Source organism: Mesorhizobium sp. dw_380, from assembly GCF_018588885.1.
Classification (GTDB): Bacteria; Pseudomonadota; Alphaproteobacteria; order Rhizobiales; family Rhizobiaceae; genus Mesorhizobium.
Genome location: NZ_JAFFIW010000032.1, coordinates 55,552 through 70,910, shown reverse-complemented (window position 1 = coordinate 70,910; position 15,359 = coordinate 55,552). Strand labels below are relative to the sequence as shown.

The window sequence follows — 15,359 nt, the reverse complement described above, 5'->3', positions numbered from 1 at the left end:
GGAGCGCCCGGGGCATCGTCGATCCGGTCAAGGTCGTGCGCACGGCTCTCCAGGACGCGGCCTCGGTCGCCGGCCTGCTCGTCACCACCGAAGCCATGATCGCGGAGGCTCCGAAGAAGGGGTCGGCTGGCGGCGGCATGCCTGGCGGCATGGGCGGCGGCGGCATGGGCGGCATGGGCGGCATGGATTTCTAAGAAATCCATAAAGCACGCCCATGAATCCAAGTTGCTCAAGCCCGCAAGCGGGCTTGAGTGGCGGCATGGACTTCTAAGAAGTCCATAAAGCACGCCCATGAATCCAAGTTGCTCAAGCCCGCAAGCGGCTTGAGTGGCGGCATGGACTTCTAGTCCAACCTCTATCAGCTTTCAGATACCGAGAGGGCGGCAGCGATGCCGCCCTTTTTCGTGAGCGTTTGACGCTCACGCCCGCAAAGTCCAATTGCGGATTCAGACCTGCCCATTGATTTTTTCTTAGGCAAATTGCCAACAAAATCAGCAGTTTCGATCATGCGTCTGGGAGCTCGGCGGATATTTGTCCGACAATAATTTTTAACATATTTGCGTCTACTAAAAAGAGGGAGCACAGCAGGGCTGCTGCGGCGTTGGGCGTGCCAGGGCAACACAGATGCATTTTTTCCGACGATTTTTGCGAAACCAAGACGGCAACGTATTGATCATCTCGGCGCTGGTGATGCCGCTGCTGATCGGCATGGCCGCTCTGGTGACCGAATATGGCGGCGCGCTGGTCGAGCGCGCCGACAATCAGCGCGTTGCCGACCTTTCGGCCTTCGCGGGTGCCCTCGCCTACAATACCAACAAATCCACCGATCAGATGACCGCCACCGCCGTCGGCGTGGCGGTGCTCAACGGCGTCCCCGCCGCCGATGTACAGGTCAGCCTGGTTACCTCCCCCAAGACGGCCGGCGTCAACGCCGTTTCGGTGTCGATCAACACCTATAAGACCCTTCTCCTGGCACGTGTGTTGAGCGATCGCCAGCAATTGCAGATCTATGCCAACTCAGTCGCCGAGGTCGGCGCGCAGCCGCAAACACCGGGATGCATGCTTGCGCTCGACGGCACCGGAACCGGCTTGACGCTGAGCGGCGGAACGTCCATCTCGGCGCCGAAATGCACCGTCGCTTCCAACAACACGGTGACTGTCCCCTGCGGCACCAGCATTTCGGCGATCGGCATCAACTACAATTCCGCCGCGGCCCCGAGCCAGCCGTGCAACGGAATCACCGGACCAAACGGGACGGCGGCGGTGATCACCAAGAAATCGACTCCCGATCCGTTGGCGGGCAATTCAGCCGTCGCGGCCGCCGTCGCCCGCTTTGCAACCGTTGCGGCGCTTTCGACAACGGCCGCGCCGACAGCGCCAACCACCCCCAGCGGCAGCAACATCGACTTCGGCTGGAGCACGGGCTCCACCAAAAGCCAAGCGAGCACGCTCGGCTGCACCGCCAGTTGGGCATCGTCATCGTCGACCTGGACGCTGGACTGCGGCAGCAAGACGACCGTCAACCTGGGCACAATCACCATCGGCGGCGGTATCAACCTGAACTTCGCCACAACCGGCGCGGCGACCACGGTCTACAACATTGCCGGTGACCTGACGACGAGCGCCACGACCAATTTCGGCCCCGGCACCTACAATTTCGCCAAGACGCTCACCACAGCTGGAATCACGACTTTCGGAGCCGGCACCTACAATTTCGGCAACCAGGTGACCACCGCCGGAACCACCACCTTCGGTGCCGGCAACTTCAACTTTACCAAGGGACTGATGACCGGCTACGGCACCACGACCTTCGGCGCCGGCACATTCAAGATCGGCATGAGCGATATCAGCTGCGGCGGCATCGCGCGCGTCAGCCTCTGCAACACCAGCACCTTGACCTTCGGCGGACCGAGCACATTCGAGCTGCCCGGCGGCTTCAACAACACCGGCGGCGCCACGCTCATCTTCGGGTCAGGGACATCCAACAGCTACAAGATCGGCCCCGGCGGTAATGGCGACGCCATCACGCTCGGCGGCGGCTCCCAGACGATCATGGCCGATGCCACCAGCTCGGGCGTGTTCCAGGTCGTCGGCAATGTGAACGGCGGCGGCGGCGGCAGCTGCTTCGTGGTTCCGGCCACGGCACAGCACGACATCGAAGGCAACTTCATCGGCTCGGGCGCCATCCTGCTCGGCGCGGGCATCTACACGGTTGACGGCTATTTCGCACTCGGCGGCAATGGTGGCGGCAGCGCAAGCTGCGGCGGCAGCACGATCAGCATCAGTGGCGCCAATGTGACGCTGGTGCTGTCGGGCAAGGCCAAATCGAATTCGGGAAGCTGCAATGGCTATGTCTTCTGCGTCGCTGCCGGCTACAGCAACATCGTGCTTACCGCGCCGCAATCAGGCGCCACCGCCAAGCTGGCCGTTATCGGGCCGATCTCAAGCTCGAACACAGGTGGCGCCACCTTTGCCGAGGGTGGCTCCAACGCCCAGATCTCCGGCGCTTTCTATTTCCCCTACGGCCCGATCATCATGAATGGCGGCTCCAGCGTGCTGGGCTCGCCATCTGATTCAAGCAAATGCCTGCAGATGATTGGTTCGCTCATCACGCTATCAGGTGGCACTGCCGCCGCGTCGGAATGCATCGCCGCCTCAAGCGCCGGTGGCAGCAGCAAGGTAAGCCTCGTGCAATGAGAACACTGTTTCGCTTCGATCGCTTGGTCGCTGGCCGGCGCCCTTCGTTCCCGGACTTCCTCCGGCTGGAGAAGAAAGGCGCCTCGGCGGTTGAGTTTGCCCTTGTCAGCCCGATCCTGCTGCTCATCCTGGCCGGAACCGTCGACATCGGCGGCTCTCTGAAAGCCAAATTCGAATTGAGCTCGGCGGTCTCGGCCGGTTCTAACTATGCCTTGCTCAACGGCGACAAGGTCAATTCCTCCGGCGGCGGCGCGCTGGCCGGCAACATCGCGACCGTGGTTACGAGCGGCCTCGGCGGCAATGGCGGCAACATTCGGGTCGTCATCAACAATGGCGCGACGATCGCGTACAACGCCAGCACATCCGCCGCGACCCAAACCGGAACCGCTTCCAACGCCGACCTCTGCTACTGCCCCGACAGTTCGGGGGCGGTGGCTTGGAGCGCCCCGGTAGCTTGCAGCAGCGTCTGCAGTGGCGGTGCGCTTTCGGGCAAATTCGTGACAATCAGCGCCAGCAAGCCCTATGCACCGCTTTTTGGCGGCTTTGGCATCGTCAACGACGGCAACATCACCGTCCAGTCTGTGGTGCGGCCGCAATGAGGTCTCGCCGCTCGTTCCTGAACGACAGATCCGGTGCCAATGCCGTAGAGTTCGCGTTGCTGTCGGTGCCGGTGCTGATGGTGCTGATGGGCACCTTCGAGTTCGGCCGCATGTATTGGTCACAGCACGTGCTGAACGAAATCGCAGCCGCGGGGGCGCGCTGTGTCGGCGTGCTGCAAAGCGGGTGCGCGCAGAACGGCGTCTACAGCGCGGCCAATGCGGTCAACTATATCAGCAGCAGGGCGGCGACCGACGGCATTGTCCTGAGCGCCTCCAACATCACCATCAGCAACAACACCACCTGCTCGGGCCTGTCCGGCTTTTCGAGTGTCCAGGTTTCCTACGCGTTCGCGACCGTGATGCCGGCCTTCCTCACCTCGTTGGCGAATGGCCCAAACCTGAGCGCCCGCGCATGTTTCCCGAACCAGGGCGCTTGACTTCAGACGGCGGCGTCCGCGCGTTGCCGCACCCCGCCAGCGAGCACCGCGGTTTCGATCAGTGCGGCGACCTCATCGGCGACCGCCTGCAGCGGGGCGCGGTCGCGGGTGGCGCGCGCGATCACCATCAACCCTTCCAGCGAGGATTCGACCAGCAGCGCCAAGGCGTGCGCGCGGCGCTCAGGTATCCCCGCCCTGACGAAGGCCTCCCGCAACAGACCTATCCACTGCTCGAAGGCGGAGCGGCATAGATCCGCCAAGTCCGGCACGTCGGTGGGCGAGTCCAGCACGACCGGCGCAATCGGACAGCCGAGCGAAAACTGGTTGTCCTCCAGCATGCGCGCCACCGACTGGTAGATATGATGGACGGCCACCGCCGGATCGCGTTCCGCGGCCAGCGCCTCGCGCAGCCTGGTCGTCACATCGGCGACGCTATCGCGCGTCACCTCGACGACCAGCTGGTCCTTGCCGCCCGGAAAATGGAAGTAGAGCGAGCCACGCGGGGCGCCGCTGGCGCTTAATATGTCGTTGAGCGAGGTGCCGTGGTAGCCGCGCTGCCTGAGCAGCAGTCCTGTCGTCTCGAGTATGCGGGCCCGGGTGTCGTTTGCCATGTCAACCTCTGTCAGGAGAGCCATTATAGGCCTTGCCTGGAATATGACAATCGGTCTACATACTATGTAGATCAGTCTACATATTTGAGGATCGGAATGCAAAGCTATCGTCTTGAAGGGTCCAACGGAACAGAATGCCTTGTGATGCAGGACGAGGTGCGGCCGGAGCCGAAACCGCATGAGATCGTGGTGCGGGTGCGCGCCACCTCGCTCAACCGTCGCGACACGATGATCATCAACGGCACCTATCCGCTGACACCGCGCCGAGGCATCGTTCCGCTCAGCGACGGCGCCGGTGAAATCGTCGCCATCGGCGATGCGGTCACCCGCTTCGCCATCGGCGACCGCGTCACCGGCAGCTATTTCGCGCGCTGGATCGATGGCCGCATCAATGCAGGGCTGATCGACCAGTTGGGCTGCACGCTCGACGGCATGCTGACCGAATACGCGATCCTCGACGAACAATGGGCCGTGCGCTTGCCCGATCATCTCGACTGGCATGAGGCGGCAACGCTGACCTGCGCCGGCGTGACCGCCTGGAATGCGGTGACTGGCGCCGGAATTCCAAAGCCCGGCCAATGGGTTCTGGTCATCGGCTCAGGTGGTGTGGCGCTGTTCGCGTTGCAGTTCGCCAAGCTGCTCGGCTGCCGCGTCGTGGCCGTCACCTCGCGAGCCGGGAAAGCCAACAGATTACGGACGTTAGGCGCCGACCTCGTCGTTTCGAGTACTGACCTGCCGGAATGGGGTGCGGCTGTGCGCGAGCAGACCGGGGGTATCGATCTCGTCATCGAGACCGGTGGCCCGGCGACCTTTGCGCAGTCGCTGATTGCCAGCACGCTTTACGGGCACATCGTGCTGCTGACGCTGCAGGATCCGAAAGGCCGGTCGATCGAGATGCCAGCAGCGCTTTATCAGCGCAGCCTCGCCACCATCAGCCGCATCTTCGTCGGCAGCCGGACCGATCTCGAAGCCATGCTGCGCGCCGTTTCAACGCACCGCCTGAAACCGGTCGTCGACAAGGTCTTCCCCTTCGCGCAAGCGGCCGAAGCCTACCGCTATTTCCAGCAAGGCGACGTGTTCGGGAAAGTGGTCATCGACGGCAGCTGACCGTGTTTGACGGCACGTTTTCAATGCCCCCCAGCCAACCCCAAGGAGGACACTATGACAATTCGCGAAGCTTCAGCTGAATGGCAGGGCACGTTGAAGGAAGGTTCGGGCCATTTGCGGCTCGGCAGCGGCGTCTTCGAAGGCGCCTATTCCTTTCCGTCACGTTTCGAGAATGGTCCCGGCACCAACCCGGAGGAGCTGATCGCGGCGGCGCATGCCGGCTGCTTCTCGATGGCGCTGACCGCCATTCTCGGCCGCGACGGCCACATCGCCCGGAATATTCACACGACCGCCAAAGTGCATCTCGGCGCCTCCGCGGCGGGTCCGACGATCACCCGCATCGAGATCGAAACCAAGGCAGAGATCGCGGGTCTTGCCGAAGACGAATTCCAGCGCCTTGCGCAGTCCGCCAAGACCGGCTGCCTCGTCTCACGGGCTCTTGCCGGCGTGCCTCAGATCACTCTCAAGGCCACGCTCATCGAAGTCGTCAAAGGCCTATGAAGTCAGGAGAAAGAAAGATGACACAGGAGCTTATCATGGATGCAGCCGCGAACGATCTGTCGCGGCAGACGGCCGAGATCATGCGGAGCTACAACGACGTGTTCCAACGCCACGACCCCTCGGCACTTGCCGGACTGGTGGCCGAGGATTGCGTGATCGAAAACACCGTGCCGGCGCCGGACGGGGCGCGCCATGCCGGCAAGGCGGCGTGCGTGGGACTCTGGACGGCAATCGCAACCCAGGCCGGCACGCGCTTCGACATCGAGGAAACCTTCGTCGCCGGCGACCGCGCGACGATCCGCTGGCGTTATTTCATGGCCGACGGCAACTCGCTGCGCGGCGTCAACCTGATGCGCGTCGAAGACGGACGGATCGTCGAGGCGATGGGCAATGTGAAGGGATAAGGCCTGGCGTGACAAGTGCGTTCCGTCAGGCCGCGCTCAGGCCCCGGCCCGGAAACCTCCGCCAAGGTTTTGGATTCCGGTGGCCCGGTCCGGCGTGAGCGAAGGCGAAGTCGACCCGCGCTTCGCTCGGTGTCGATGGCGACCTCGCCCCGGAGTGGCGGGGCGGCGAGATAGCGCTTGACGGTCGTCACGCTCATTCGGCGCCAGCCGGAGCGCGAGCCGAGGCAATCGGTGTGGAGAGGCTGGTCGCCGCTCCAATCAAGTCGGACACGTCGGCCTCGGTCGTCGCGAACGAGGTGACGAACCTCACGATCCCGGACTCCCAGCGATCATGGTAGAAGCGGAATCCCATGTCGAGCAGCCCCCGGATCAGGGACGTGGGAAGTTGGCAGAATAGGATGTTGGCCTCGGGACGCTGCTGGATCTCCACATCCGGCACGGTTGCCAATCCTTGCGCAAGCGCCGACGCCATCGCATTGGCATGGACCGCGTTACGCAGCCAGACACCGTCTCTCAGATAACCGTCCATTTGCGCCGCCATGAAGCGCATCTTGGAACTCAACTGGCCGGCCCGCTTGCGGCGGAAAGCGATCGTGCTCGCGAGATCTCTGCGGAACGAGACGACCGCATCGACCCCAAACGTTCCATTCTTCGTGGCGCCAAATGACACAAGGTCGACGCCGGCCTTCCATGTCATCTCGGCCGGCGAGCAGCGCAGAGTGACGAGGGCATTGGCGAAGCGGGCGCCGTCCATGTGTAGCGGCAGGTTCGCCGAGCGGCAGATATCGCCGATCGCCTTGATCTCATCGAGCGCGTAGACCGATCCCACCTCCGTCGCCTGCGTGATGCTGACGCTGGACGGCTGGGCCGAGTGGACGTCGCCCACCATGCGCGTTGTATTGACGGCCAAGGCGGCGAGGTCGATCTTGCCGGCCTCGCCGGGAAGCTGCACCAACTTTGCACCCGCAGTATAGAACTCCGGCGCGCCGCACTCGTCGCGATTGATGTGCGCGTCGGCATGCGAGAGGACGCTGCCCCATGGCGGCGTCATCGCCGCGAGCGCCAGCGCGTTCGCCGCCGATCCCGTCGAGACGAGGAACACGTCGACCTCATGCTCGAACACCTCGGCGAGCTGGCGCTCGACGATGTGCGTCAACTCATCGTTGCCGTAGGGAAGCGCCTGACCCGAAGCGCACGCCGTGATGGCTGCGATCACCTCGGGGGAGGCGCCGGCGATATTGTCGCTGGTGAAGCCGCGCGGGCGGGTCTGCTTGTTGTCGCTCATGATCTTGACGCTCGTTTCATCCATTGAGCGTCCAAGCTAGACGGTTCGCCGCGCGCTTTATTGAACGATATTCAAACCGAGAGGTAACGCGCCGGCGTCACCCCCAACACCGCCTTGAAGTGTCGGGTCAGGTGGCTCTGGTCCGCGAACCCGACCGCGACGGCGACCTCGGCGACGTGCTCACCTCGCCTCAGCAGCCGGCGCGCCTCGTCGATGCGGACCTGGATCAGGTAGCGGGTGGGGGGCACCCCGAAATGCGCCTTGAAGCCATCGATCAGCGTCGCCTTGGAGCATCCGGCGAGGGCGGCAAGAACGGCGAGCTGCAGGACTTCGTCGGAGTGGGCATGGATGAAGTCACGCACGTCGCGGAACCTCGGCGGCACGAATTTCCGCTCAGCAACGCGCGACCTGCCGACTTGTGCGAAGACGTGGGGCAGGAAACGGATCAGATGCTCCTCGATCTCCAGTGCCGAGCTGTGCTCATGTTCAAGCAGGCGCCAAAGCGCGCTGAGGCCGTGCGCAACTGGGGCATTCTCCTGGAACGGGCTCTTGAAGTCGATCGTTCCGGGTTCGGTCTGGCCGCTGTCCTCAAGGACTTGCCGGATAAGGCCTTCGGGCAGGTAGAAGATCTTCTGGCTCCAGCCAAGGTCGTCACCCGCACCCCCGAAATGCGGTTCGCCGGGAGCGAAGGTCGCGATGGTGCCGCTACCGGCGTGCCAAGTCTCGCCCCGGCACCAGACATCGTGGACGCCCCGCTCGATCAGGCCGATCAGATACTCGTTGTGGACGTGCTTGGAGAAGTCCTGCCGGTGATAGTCCGCCGCCAGGTAGTCGAGCCCGCCAAGGACATCGGAGTGCTTCATCACCGCACGATTGCGCGGTGGTCGGCCCGGAGGCTCGGAACGGCCACGCGCATTTTGTCCATGTTCGACCGCGGTATCGGCCACTTACTGATCATCCAGATTGGGCATCTACGATTGATATCGTGTTCTCGCAGTGAATCACAGCCGAAGCAGGATCGATTGCTGATGCTCTCTGAGGGCCGGGCAGTCGCCGCTACCGGTCGGCCAGCGCCAGCTTGGCACCGAGCATGACGAAGGCGCCGGCAAAAGTCCGGCGCATCCAGGTCAGCACCATTGGCCGCGATGCGACATGGCTGCGGATCGAGGCGGCGAAGATGCCGTAGCCGACGAAAACCACGAAGGTCAAAAGCATGAAGACGGAGCTGAGTTCCAGCATCTTCGACAGCGCGTTGGGCTCGGTGGTGCTGACGAATTGCGGCAGGAAGGCGAAGAAGAAGATCGACAGTTTCGGATTGAGCACGTTGACGAGAATGCCGGTGGCGATCACCTTGCCGGCCGAGCGCGGCGCGACATTATCCTCGACGCTCAGGCCGCCCTTCTCCTTCAGCGTGTTCCAGGCCATGTAGAGCAGATAGGCGACGCCGAGATATTTCAGCGTTTCGAAAGCGACCGCACTGGTGTGCAGCAGCGCCGCCAGGCCGGTGATAGCGGCGGCCATATGCGGGATGATGCCGAGCGTGCAGCCGAAGGCGGCGATGATGGAGGCCCGCGCACCGCGCGAAAGGCCGGCGCTCATCGTGTAGAGAACGCCGGTGCCGGGCGAAGCCACGACGATCAGCGACGTCAACAAGAATTCTATGCTCACGATGATTTTCCTCCAGCGCCCGGCCCGGCCAGGAAGGTATCGGGCTGTGGGTCGGCGCACAAGCGGAGGCGATTGGCCAATCTCCCCCTCGTGGGCAGGGCTGTCCGGCAGGACAGGGGGCGCGACGGATCCTCTCAGCCCTTTCGAACGGTCTAAATCTATTCTCGTGTTTGCTTGGACATAGGCCGATGGGCTGGCGGGCCCTCTGGCCTGCCGGCCATCTTCCCCATCTGGGGGGAGATCGGCAGTTCCGTCGGCAATCCGTGTTCCCGGCGCGCCATCAGGCACTCTTCGTCGCCAGGCATGCAGGCGCGGCAGACATCCGGGCGCAGGTCATAGATGCCGCAAGCGGTCGACTTGCCGACTTCGCCTGTAAGGGCCGAACAGCGCACGCCCTCACAGCGCATGCCCGACAGATCGGCCGCCACGTATTTTTCCGGGATGCGGTCGAGTTGCGCATCGTCTTCCGTGGAAAAGCGCGGCCACTCGGCCGAATAGGAACAGCACGCGCCGCAACTCTGGCAATCGAAAGGGGAAGTGTTGTCGCGTCGTGACGACGGCAGGCTGGCTGCCAGGACGAGCAGCCCCGGCGCGGCAGGATTGCGATCGGCGTCGTGCGGCAAGGCGCTACTTCTTCTTGGCTGTCTTGCCCTTCGGCGCATCCACCGGCGACTTGAACAGATCGGTCGCTGCCTCGGCGGTTTTCGGCGCGGCGACGGGCTTGGCCGGCTTTGCGGCGGCAACCGGCGCTGCCGGCTGGTCCTTGGCGGAGAATTTTATGGCCATGTCAGTCCTCGTCGGCGAAACGCGATGATGGTGCGCGCGGATTGCGCAGGCGGCCGATCAGCGCCGAAACCGCCGTGATGTTCATTTCCTCGGGCGACCAGTTCCTCGTCTCCGCAATGTGGTGCGGCGCCAGTTCGCGGTGCGTGCTGCCGCTGTAGGCGGCGTCCTGATAGGTCACCCGCTCATGGGTCTTGGCGTCTTCGCGGACATATTCGATCAGGTAGTTCGGGCACTCGGCACGACCGCGCACCCCGACGCGCACCTGGGCATCGCCATGGGCGCGCTTGCAGCGTTCGAGCTTTTCCAGCACGCGCCGGACATATTCGACCGGCTTGTCGAGGGTTGCGACCATGTCGGCGATGGTCGCATCGGCCGCGATCGGCGTTGGCGGCACGCGCTTGGTGGCCATCAGCGTTTTCCGGCTCGTTTCGGCAGCGCCGCGCGCGTGGCGGCCTCTGCCATCTCGTCAGCCTCCTTCTCCAGGCGCAGTTCGCGCAAGCGTGCGGTCTTGGCTTCCCGCGCCTGGCTGACGGCATCGCGCTCGGAAATGATGCGGTTGAGCGACATCGACTGGGTTTGGGTCTTGCTGAACAGCGACACGGCCGGATCGACGGCTGTCTTCGAATGGGCGGTCAAAATCTTTCTCCTGTCAGGAGCCTGGTGCCGATAGGGCGAGACCGGGTCTTCGGTCAGGACCACGCACAAAGCCATACGGCAGCGGATTCAAATTGCTGGGGCGTCCCTTAGCACGTTCAGCCCGATGCGCAGCGCATTTTCGGCGGCAACAAGCGTAAAATGAAAAAGGCCAGGCACCGCCTGACCTTCCCTGGGAGCGCCGCGCATCCAGTTGGATGCGCAGGAAACACTCCTTCCATGCGCATGATGTGCCGTGGAAACTCAGGTTTCCGCGGCCATACGCCCGAATTCGCCATTCACCGGTGCCAGTACATCCGTGGTCACCGGGACAGCTGAATTCCTTCTTCAGGCCGCCTTCAACTGATCGGCGGACATCTTGCCCGACTTGTTGTCGCGGACCATCTCGTAGCCGAGCTTCTGGCCCTCGACGATGTCGCGCATGCCGGCGCGTTCCACGGCCGAGATGTGGACGAAAACGTCGGCGGAGCCGTCGTCAGGCTGAATAAAACCAAAACCCTTGGTGGCGTTGAACCATTTAACTGTGCCGGTGCTCATGACGAACCCTTTCCATGGCAAATATTCGTTCGCCGTCATGCGGATGCACAACGTCGTTTGTCCCGATTTTTGATGTGGGAAGTTCGTCAAAGGCGCGCTCGGAAGCGCGGATAACAAAAGTCAGTCAAACAAATATCGACACAGGTCTTCTAAACTCCAAATGTCGCCTTGTCAATTCTTGGTTTGATTCTGGTTGATTCGACCTTGGCGCTCGCGCGAACCGAAGCGTTCCGGCCATGCGACCTCCGGAAAATTTCGATATGACGGGAACCATTTTGGAAGACGCGCATTACATGGTTGGCGTCAGCGGTTCACGAGAGCAATCAAAGGAACTGCTAACGGCCAAGACGCCCCCCGCACGATAAAAAGTGCGAGGGGCGTTTTCTTTTTGGCACCTCACATCACGACGGTCATCATCGGCAGGATTTCATAGCGAAAGCCCAACCCTGAACGAACCGCCGGGTCCGCCTCGGTCAGTTCCCGCACAGCGGCCTCATCGTCGGCGCGCACGATGCCGAGTCCCCAGGGGCCGGCAGGATCGGCGACCGGCCCGAACAGGATGACACCTCCCTCGCCCAGCTTGCCGCGCAAATAATCCGAATGCTGTTTCATCAGCGCCTTTTCCGCATCGGTCAGGGTGAAGGCAAAGTCGGGCCGTGGCGGGATCAGCCGGCAGTGGAACACGCCCTGAGGCTTGCCGCCGGCCTCATCAGCGAGAAAGGTGGCCAGCCAATCGAGCACGCGTTCCCAGCCGAGGCCGTGATCGCGGCAGGCGCCTTCGCGAGCGGCGAAACCCTCGTGCCGCAAGATCAGCCGCGTTCCGGCATCGACTTCTTCGAGCGTATAGGTGACGATGGTGACGTTGTCGTCGTCCCATGGCGCCTTCCATGTCATGACCAGGAGGTGCGGTGGCTCGACCTTGAGATATTCGCCCTGGACATGAAATTCCTGGCCATCGGCGCCTATACCTTCCGATCGCCATGCGCCGCCTGGCCGCACGTCGGCTCTATGTCTCGTCGTCCGGTAAAGCTCGTCCGATCTCCACCAGAGCGGTATCTGGTCATCCGCCGTCAATGCGCGAAACACCCGCTCGGGCGGAGCCGCAATCGTCACGGTGGCGAGAATCATGCCCGCCGATACATCGGCGATAGCGCGAGGTCTGTCGTGGCTGGCCATCACCCGTTCTCCAGGTAGGATTTCAGATCGCCAAGGCTTGCCTGCGAACTGTAGCTAGCGCTCCTGATCGGTCGGCCTGATGACGATCTCGTTGACGTTGACGCGCGCCGGCTGACTGACCGCGTAGACGATGGCGGCGGCGACATCCTCGGCGGTCAGCGCCTCCATCGTGGCGAGGCGCTGGTCCAGCCCCGCCTTCGAGGCGGCGTTGGTGATGTGGTCGCCAAGCTCGGTGCGCACCAGGCCAGGCTCGATCACGGTGACGCGGACCTTGTCGGCATAGACCTCGCGCCGCAGCGATTCCGAAAAGCCCACGACACCAAACTTCGTCGCCGCGTAACCGCTGGCGCCGGGATTGGCGACGCGGCCGGCGACCGACGAGACATTGACGACATGACCCCTGGCGGCCTTGAGATGCGGCAGCGCCGCCTTGGTGACGCCCATCAGCGCCAAAAGGTTGAGTTCCACCATATGGCGCCAATCATCGAGCGTTGCCTCGGCGGCCGGGGACAGCAGCATCACACCCGCATTGTTGACGAGGATGTCGAGGCGGCCCCATTCGGCCACCACCTTCCCGACCATGGCGGCGACATCGTCGTTGCGGGTGACGTCGGCCTCGATGCGCAACGCCGTTCCGCCGGCCCTCTCGATGCGCGCGGCCAGCGCTTCGAGCCGATCGGCGCGGCGGGCGGCGATCGCCACCCTTGCCCCGGCAACGGCCAACGCCGCGGCCGTCGCCTCACCAATGCCCGAAGAGGCGCCGGTGACGAGAGCAACCCGTCCGGCAAGTGCGGAAGAAACAGACATTGCAACATCTCCAAAAGGCGCCTGCCCCAACGTACTTAGGTCGTCCCGATCCTTCTGGAAGGCGCTTCACAGACAGGCCTATTCGTCAGGGCCGGGCTCTGGCCAGGCGGCTTCGGCATACCATTGCCGCATCGCCGGCATCGCCAGCACGGCGTCGACATAGGCGGAGGTATCGGGCGCCAGCTCGCCGCCATAGGTGTCGAAGGCCGCCTCTCACGTGCTCCAGCCCTTGCTGAAAGCGTTGGTGAAGGTGACCTCGCCATGGTCATCCCTCGCCTCGCCCAGCACCACATCCATGCCGTCGCTGGTCACCCTGGCGACGGCGAACCCGCCCATATAGGCAGCCTTCGGCTTGAACAGGTCGAGCCCGTCGCGGCGATAGACCAGCGGTGTGGCGTGCTGGTGGCCGTGGAAGATGCCGACGACATTATAGCCTTTCAGCGCCGCCAGCAGCGCCTGCCTGTCGGCTTCGCCCCACCAGTGCGGCGCGCCGGCGCCGTTGTCGTCGTAGGTTCTCCTGGCGGCGTCCCACCGCTCCGTCGAAAATGTGTCCCAGCCATAGTGCTGGAACAGGATGACAGGACGCCCGTCCGCCGCGTAGGTCGCCAGATCCTGCTTCAGCCATGGCAGGCTGCTGTCGGCGCCATGGCCGGTGTCGCCGGCGAAACGATGCGTCTGGACGAGATGCAGGCCGCCCCAATCCCAGGAATAGCAGTCGGTCTCGACATCGAAGCTGGTGGCCGGCACCGGCGGCTTGAAGAACACGCCGGCGCGGTGGTTGACCTCGACATAGTCGCGCATTTCGCGCCGGTACCAGTCGACATGGTGCGGCGGACCGTTCTGGTCGAGATCGTGATTGCCGAGGCCGACATAGACCGGCATGTGGACACGGTCGGAGCCAACGCCTTGGCTGTAGCGCTGGCTGAATTGCAGCAGTTGCGTGCCCTCGCTCGGCTGGGTGATCTGGCCGCCGCCATCGTCGGTGATGTCGCCGCCGACGACGAGGCCGAGCGGCATGCCGATCCGGCTGCCAGCCGAACGCAGGCCGGTGGCGACGCCGTTGATCTCGGCCGGCCAGTGCTTGTCATTGATGGCGTTCAGCGCCGCAACGTTGCGCAGCAGTGCAGCGTCAGTCTTGCCCTCCTGCTGGCAATTGGGGCTCAAGCCGCTTGCCATGCGGCAGGCATGGACATCGGCGATGAACAGGAATGTGGCGTCGATGGGCTGGATGCGTTCGCCCGTCTGGCCGAACGCCGGACGTGAAAGCGCACCAGCCGTGGCGAGACCGGCGGCCTGCACCAGAAAGCTGCGCCGTGAAAGCAATGCAGAGGCGTGGCGATTCATCATGCGGGAATTTCAGCATGGAGAGCGGCCGGCCGTAAAGTTCAGCCCGCGACGTTGTTGCGCGAAGAGCGGCCCGATGATCGACATCGCGACGGGCGTCTGCCATTTTCATGGGCGTCCGGATCGAGACTGGTTGCAAGGGGGAATGCCATGAAGACTGTATTTGCCGGCACGATCTTGACGATCCTGCTCACCGCCGGCGCCGCGCACGGTGGCCCCTGCGTCGATGCGAAATCGGCCAAAAACGGGTTCGTTCTGGCGAGGCCCGGCATCCAGAGCGAGTTTCGGCCCGCGGCCGGCGGGATGATCGCCGTCGCCAACACCTACGAGTCGCAATCACCGCAGAAGCAGTTCCTGTTTGCCGGCCTGATCGAGGTTTTTCGCGACAGCGACACCGGCCGGCTGGCCATGATCCCGTTTTCGGATCTGCGAAAGCTGTTTCCGCTGCAGATGGGGGCCAAGAGCACGATCGAGTTCGTCGAGCTGTCGCCGGGCAAGCAGCCGAAGGCCACCCAGACGCTGACCCTGGTGGTCAAGGGCAAGGAGACCTTCAGCCTTGGCGACTGCAAATACAATGTGCTGGCCGTCAAGGAGACCTTCAAGAACGGGAGCGGCGAGACGCTGGACGCATTCACCGCGCTCTATGCACCCGATCTGCAGGCCGCTCTCGCCCGGCGCTATGATGAAGGCACCAGCGCGGAATCGGTCAACGGCTACGAGACGGTCAAGCCGCTGGCCGAGTAGCC

The 15,359-nt window shown here is 63.5% G+C and carries 19 protein-coding genes and 3 pseudogenes; 8 read left to right on the top strand and 14 right to left on the bottom strand.

All coding sequences use genetic code 11. The features are described 5' to 3' along the window. Positions 1 to 194: pseudogene (gene groEL, locus JT360_RS24920) on the top strand (chaperonin GroEL); the annotation flags it as partial. 164 nt (positions 195 to 358) lie between these two features. Here the strand turns inward: groEL and JT360_RS24915 are convergent. Beyond that, on the bottom strand, positions 359 to 508 hold the full coding sequence (locus JT360_RS24915) for a hypothetical protein (protein ID WP_214474886.1): 150 nt from the start codon (positions 506 to 508) through the stop codon (positions 359 to 361). Positions 509 to 669: 161 nt separating this feature from the next. Here JT360_RS24915 and JT360_RS24910 point away from each other — a divergent pair, with 161 nt between their 5' ends. From JT360_RS24910 to JT360_RS24900, 3 genes are read left to right on the top strand one after another with little or no spacing between them, the layout of a single operon-like run. After that, a complete protein-coding gene (locus JT360_RS24910; RefSeq protein WP_250889055.1) occupies positions 670 to 2,697 on the top strand; it encodes a pilus assembly protein TadG-related protein in 2,028 nt (675 codons plus the stop codon). Then, on the top strand, positions 2,643 to 3,296 hold the full coding sequence (locus JT360_RS24905) for a TadE/TadG family type IV pilus assembly protein (protein WP_250889054.1): 654 nt from the start codon (positions 2,643 to 2,645) through the stop codon (positions 3,294 to 3,296). Before JT360_RS24910 ends, JT360_RS24905 begins: the two co-directional genes overlap by 55 nt. Then, the gene (locus JT360_RS24900; protein ID WP_250889053.1) at positions 3,293 to 3,733 is read left to right on the top strand and encodes a TadE/TadG family type IV pilus assembly protein; all 441 of its coding nucleotides are present in this window, start codon (positions 3,293 to 3,295) and stop codon (positions 3,731 to 3,733) included. The genes JT360_RS24905 and JT360_RS24900 overlap by 4 nt, the downstream gene beginning before the upstream one ends. 2 nt (positions 3,734 to 3,735) lie before the next feature. Here JT360_RS24900 and JT360_RS24895 read toward each other — a convergent pair whose 3' ends face one another. Then, complete coding sequence (locus JT360_RS24895; protein ID WP_214474883.1) at positions 3,736 to 4,344, bottom strand: TetR/AcrR family transcriptional regulator; 609 nt, start codon at positions 4,342 to 4,344, stop codon at positions 3,736 to 3,738. A gap of 96 nt (positions 4,345 to 4,440) precedes the next feature. Here JT360_RS24895 and JT360_RS24890 point away from each other — a divergent pair, with 96 nt between their 5' ends. From JT360_RS24890 to JT360_RS24880, 3 genes are read left to right on the top strand one after another with little or no spacing between them, the layout of a single operon-like run. Then, on the top strand, positions 4,441 to 5,451 hold the full coding sequence (locus JT360_RS24890; RefSeq protein WP_214474881.1) for a zinc-dependent alcohol dehydrogenase family protein: 1,011 nt from the start codon (positions 4,441 to 4,443) through the stop codon (positions 5,449 to 5,451). A gap of 54 nt (positions 5,452 to 5,505) precedes the next feature. Further along, positions 5,506 to 5,952, top strand: coding sequence for an OsmC family protein (locus JT360_RS24885; RefSeq protein WP_214474880.1), 447 nt, complete (start codon positions 5,506 to 5,508; stop codon positions 5,950 to 5,952). Positions 5,953 to 5,969: 17 nt separating this feature from the next. After that, positions 5,970 to 6,356 carry a nuclear transport factor 2 family protein gene (locus JT360_RS24880; RefSeq protein ID WP_214474877.1) on the top strand — a complete coding sequence of 129 codons (387 nt, stop codon included), beginning with the start codon at positions 5,970 to 5,972 and terminating at the stop codon, positions 6,354 to 6,356. 193 nt (positions 6,357 to 6,549) lie between these two features. On the opposite strand, the gene JT360_RS24875 is transcribed toward JT360_RS24880, so the two are convergent. The 12 genes and pseudogenes from JT360_RS24875 to JT360_RS24825 form a co-directional block, all read right to left on the bottom strand. Then, entirely contained in the window at positions 6,550 to 7,665 is a 1,116-nt protein-coding gene (locus tag JT360_RS24875) for a threonine aldolase family protein (protein WP_250889052.1), read from the bottom strand. A gap of 47 nt (positions 7,666 to 7,712) precedes the next feature. Beyond that, positions 7,713 to 8,588, bottom strand: coding sequence for an AraC family transcriptional regulator (locus JT360_RS24870; protein ID WP_214474875.1), 876 nt, complete (start codon positions 8,586 to 8,588; stop codon positions 7,713 to 7,715). A 109-nt stretch (positions 8,589 to 8,697) separates the two neighbouring features. Beyond that, positions 8,698 to 9,309: a LysE family translocator gene (locus JT360_RS24865; protein WP_214474873.1), complete on the bottom strand. Its 612-nt coding sequence runs from the start codon at positions 9,307 to 9,309 to the stop codon at positions 8,698 to 8,700. A gap of 254 nt (positions 9,310 to 9,563) precedes the next feature. Next, positions 9,564 to 9,932: pseudogene (locus JT360_RS24860) on the bottom strand (YkgJ family cysteine cluster protein); the annotation flags it as partial. A gap of 4 nt (positions 9,933 to 9,936) precedes the next feature. Then, positions 9,937 to 10,095, bottom strand: a complete 159-nt coding sequence (locus JT360_RS24855; RefSeq protein ID WP_214474871.1) for a hypothetical protein — start codon at positions 10,093 to 10,095, stop codon at positions 9,937 to 9,939. Position 10,096: 1 nt separating this feature from the next. Further along, positions 10,097 to 10,504 carry a hypothetical protein gene (locus tag JT360_RS24850; protein WP_214474869.1) on the bottom strand — a complete coding sequence of 136 codons (408 nt, stop codon included), beginning with the start codon at positions 10,502 to 10,504 and terminating at the stop codon, positions 10,097 to 10,099. After that, a complete protein-coding gene (locus JT360_RS24845) occupies positions 10,504 to 10,731 on the bottom strand; it encodes a hypothetical protein (protein WP_214474867.1) in 228 nt (75 codons plus the stop codon). Before JT360_RS24845 ends, JT360_RS24850 begins: the two co-directional genes overlap by 1 nt. A 345-nt stretch (positions 10,732 to 11,076) precedes the next feature. Beyond that, positions 11,077 to 11,286, bottom strand: a complete 210-nt coding sequence (locus tag JT360_RS24840) for a cold-shock protein (protein ID WP_010915421.1) — start codon at positions 11,284 to 11,286, stop codon at positions 11,077 to 11,079. Between the two features lie 396 nt (positions 11,287 to 11,682). Continuing rightward, positions 11,683 to 12,462 (bottom strand): SRPBCC domain-containing protein, encoded by a 780-nt coding sequence (locus JT360_RS24835; RefSeq protein ID WP_214474865.1) that lies wholly within the window; start codon positions 12,460 to 12,462, stop codon positions 11,683 to 11,685. A gap of 54 nt (positions 12,463 to 12,516) precedes the next feature. Beyond that, on the bottom strand, positions 12,517 to 13,269 hold the full coding sequence (locus JT360_RS24830; RefSeq protein ID WP_214474863.1) for an SDR family NAD(P)-dependent oxidoreductase: 753 nt from the start codon (positions 13,267 to 13,269) through the stop codon (positions 12,517 to 12,519). Positions 13,270 to 13,347: 78 nt separating this feature from the next. After that, positions 13,348 to 13,473, bottom strand: a pseudogene (locus JT360_RS34110) (glutathione S-transferase); the annotation flags it as partial. A 9-nt stretch (positions 13,474 to 13,482) separates the two neighbouring features. Then, positions 13,483 to 14,616, bottom strand: coding sequence for a metallophosphoesterase (locus JT360_RS24825; RefSeq protein ID WP_214474862.1), 1,134 nt, complete (start codon positions 14,614 to 14,616; stop codon positions 13,483 to 13,485). A 147-nt stretch (positions 14,617 to 14,763) separates the two neighbouring features. On the opposite strand from JT360_RS24825, the gene JT360_RS24820 reads away from it, so the two are divergent. Then, entirely contained in the window at positions 14,764 to 15,357 is a 594-nt protein-coding gene (locus tag JT360_RS24820) for a hypothetical protein (RefSeq protein WP_214474861.1), read from the top strand. The last annotated feature ends 2 nt before the right edge of the window (positions 15,358 to 15,359 follow it).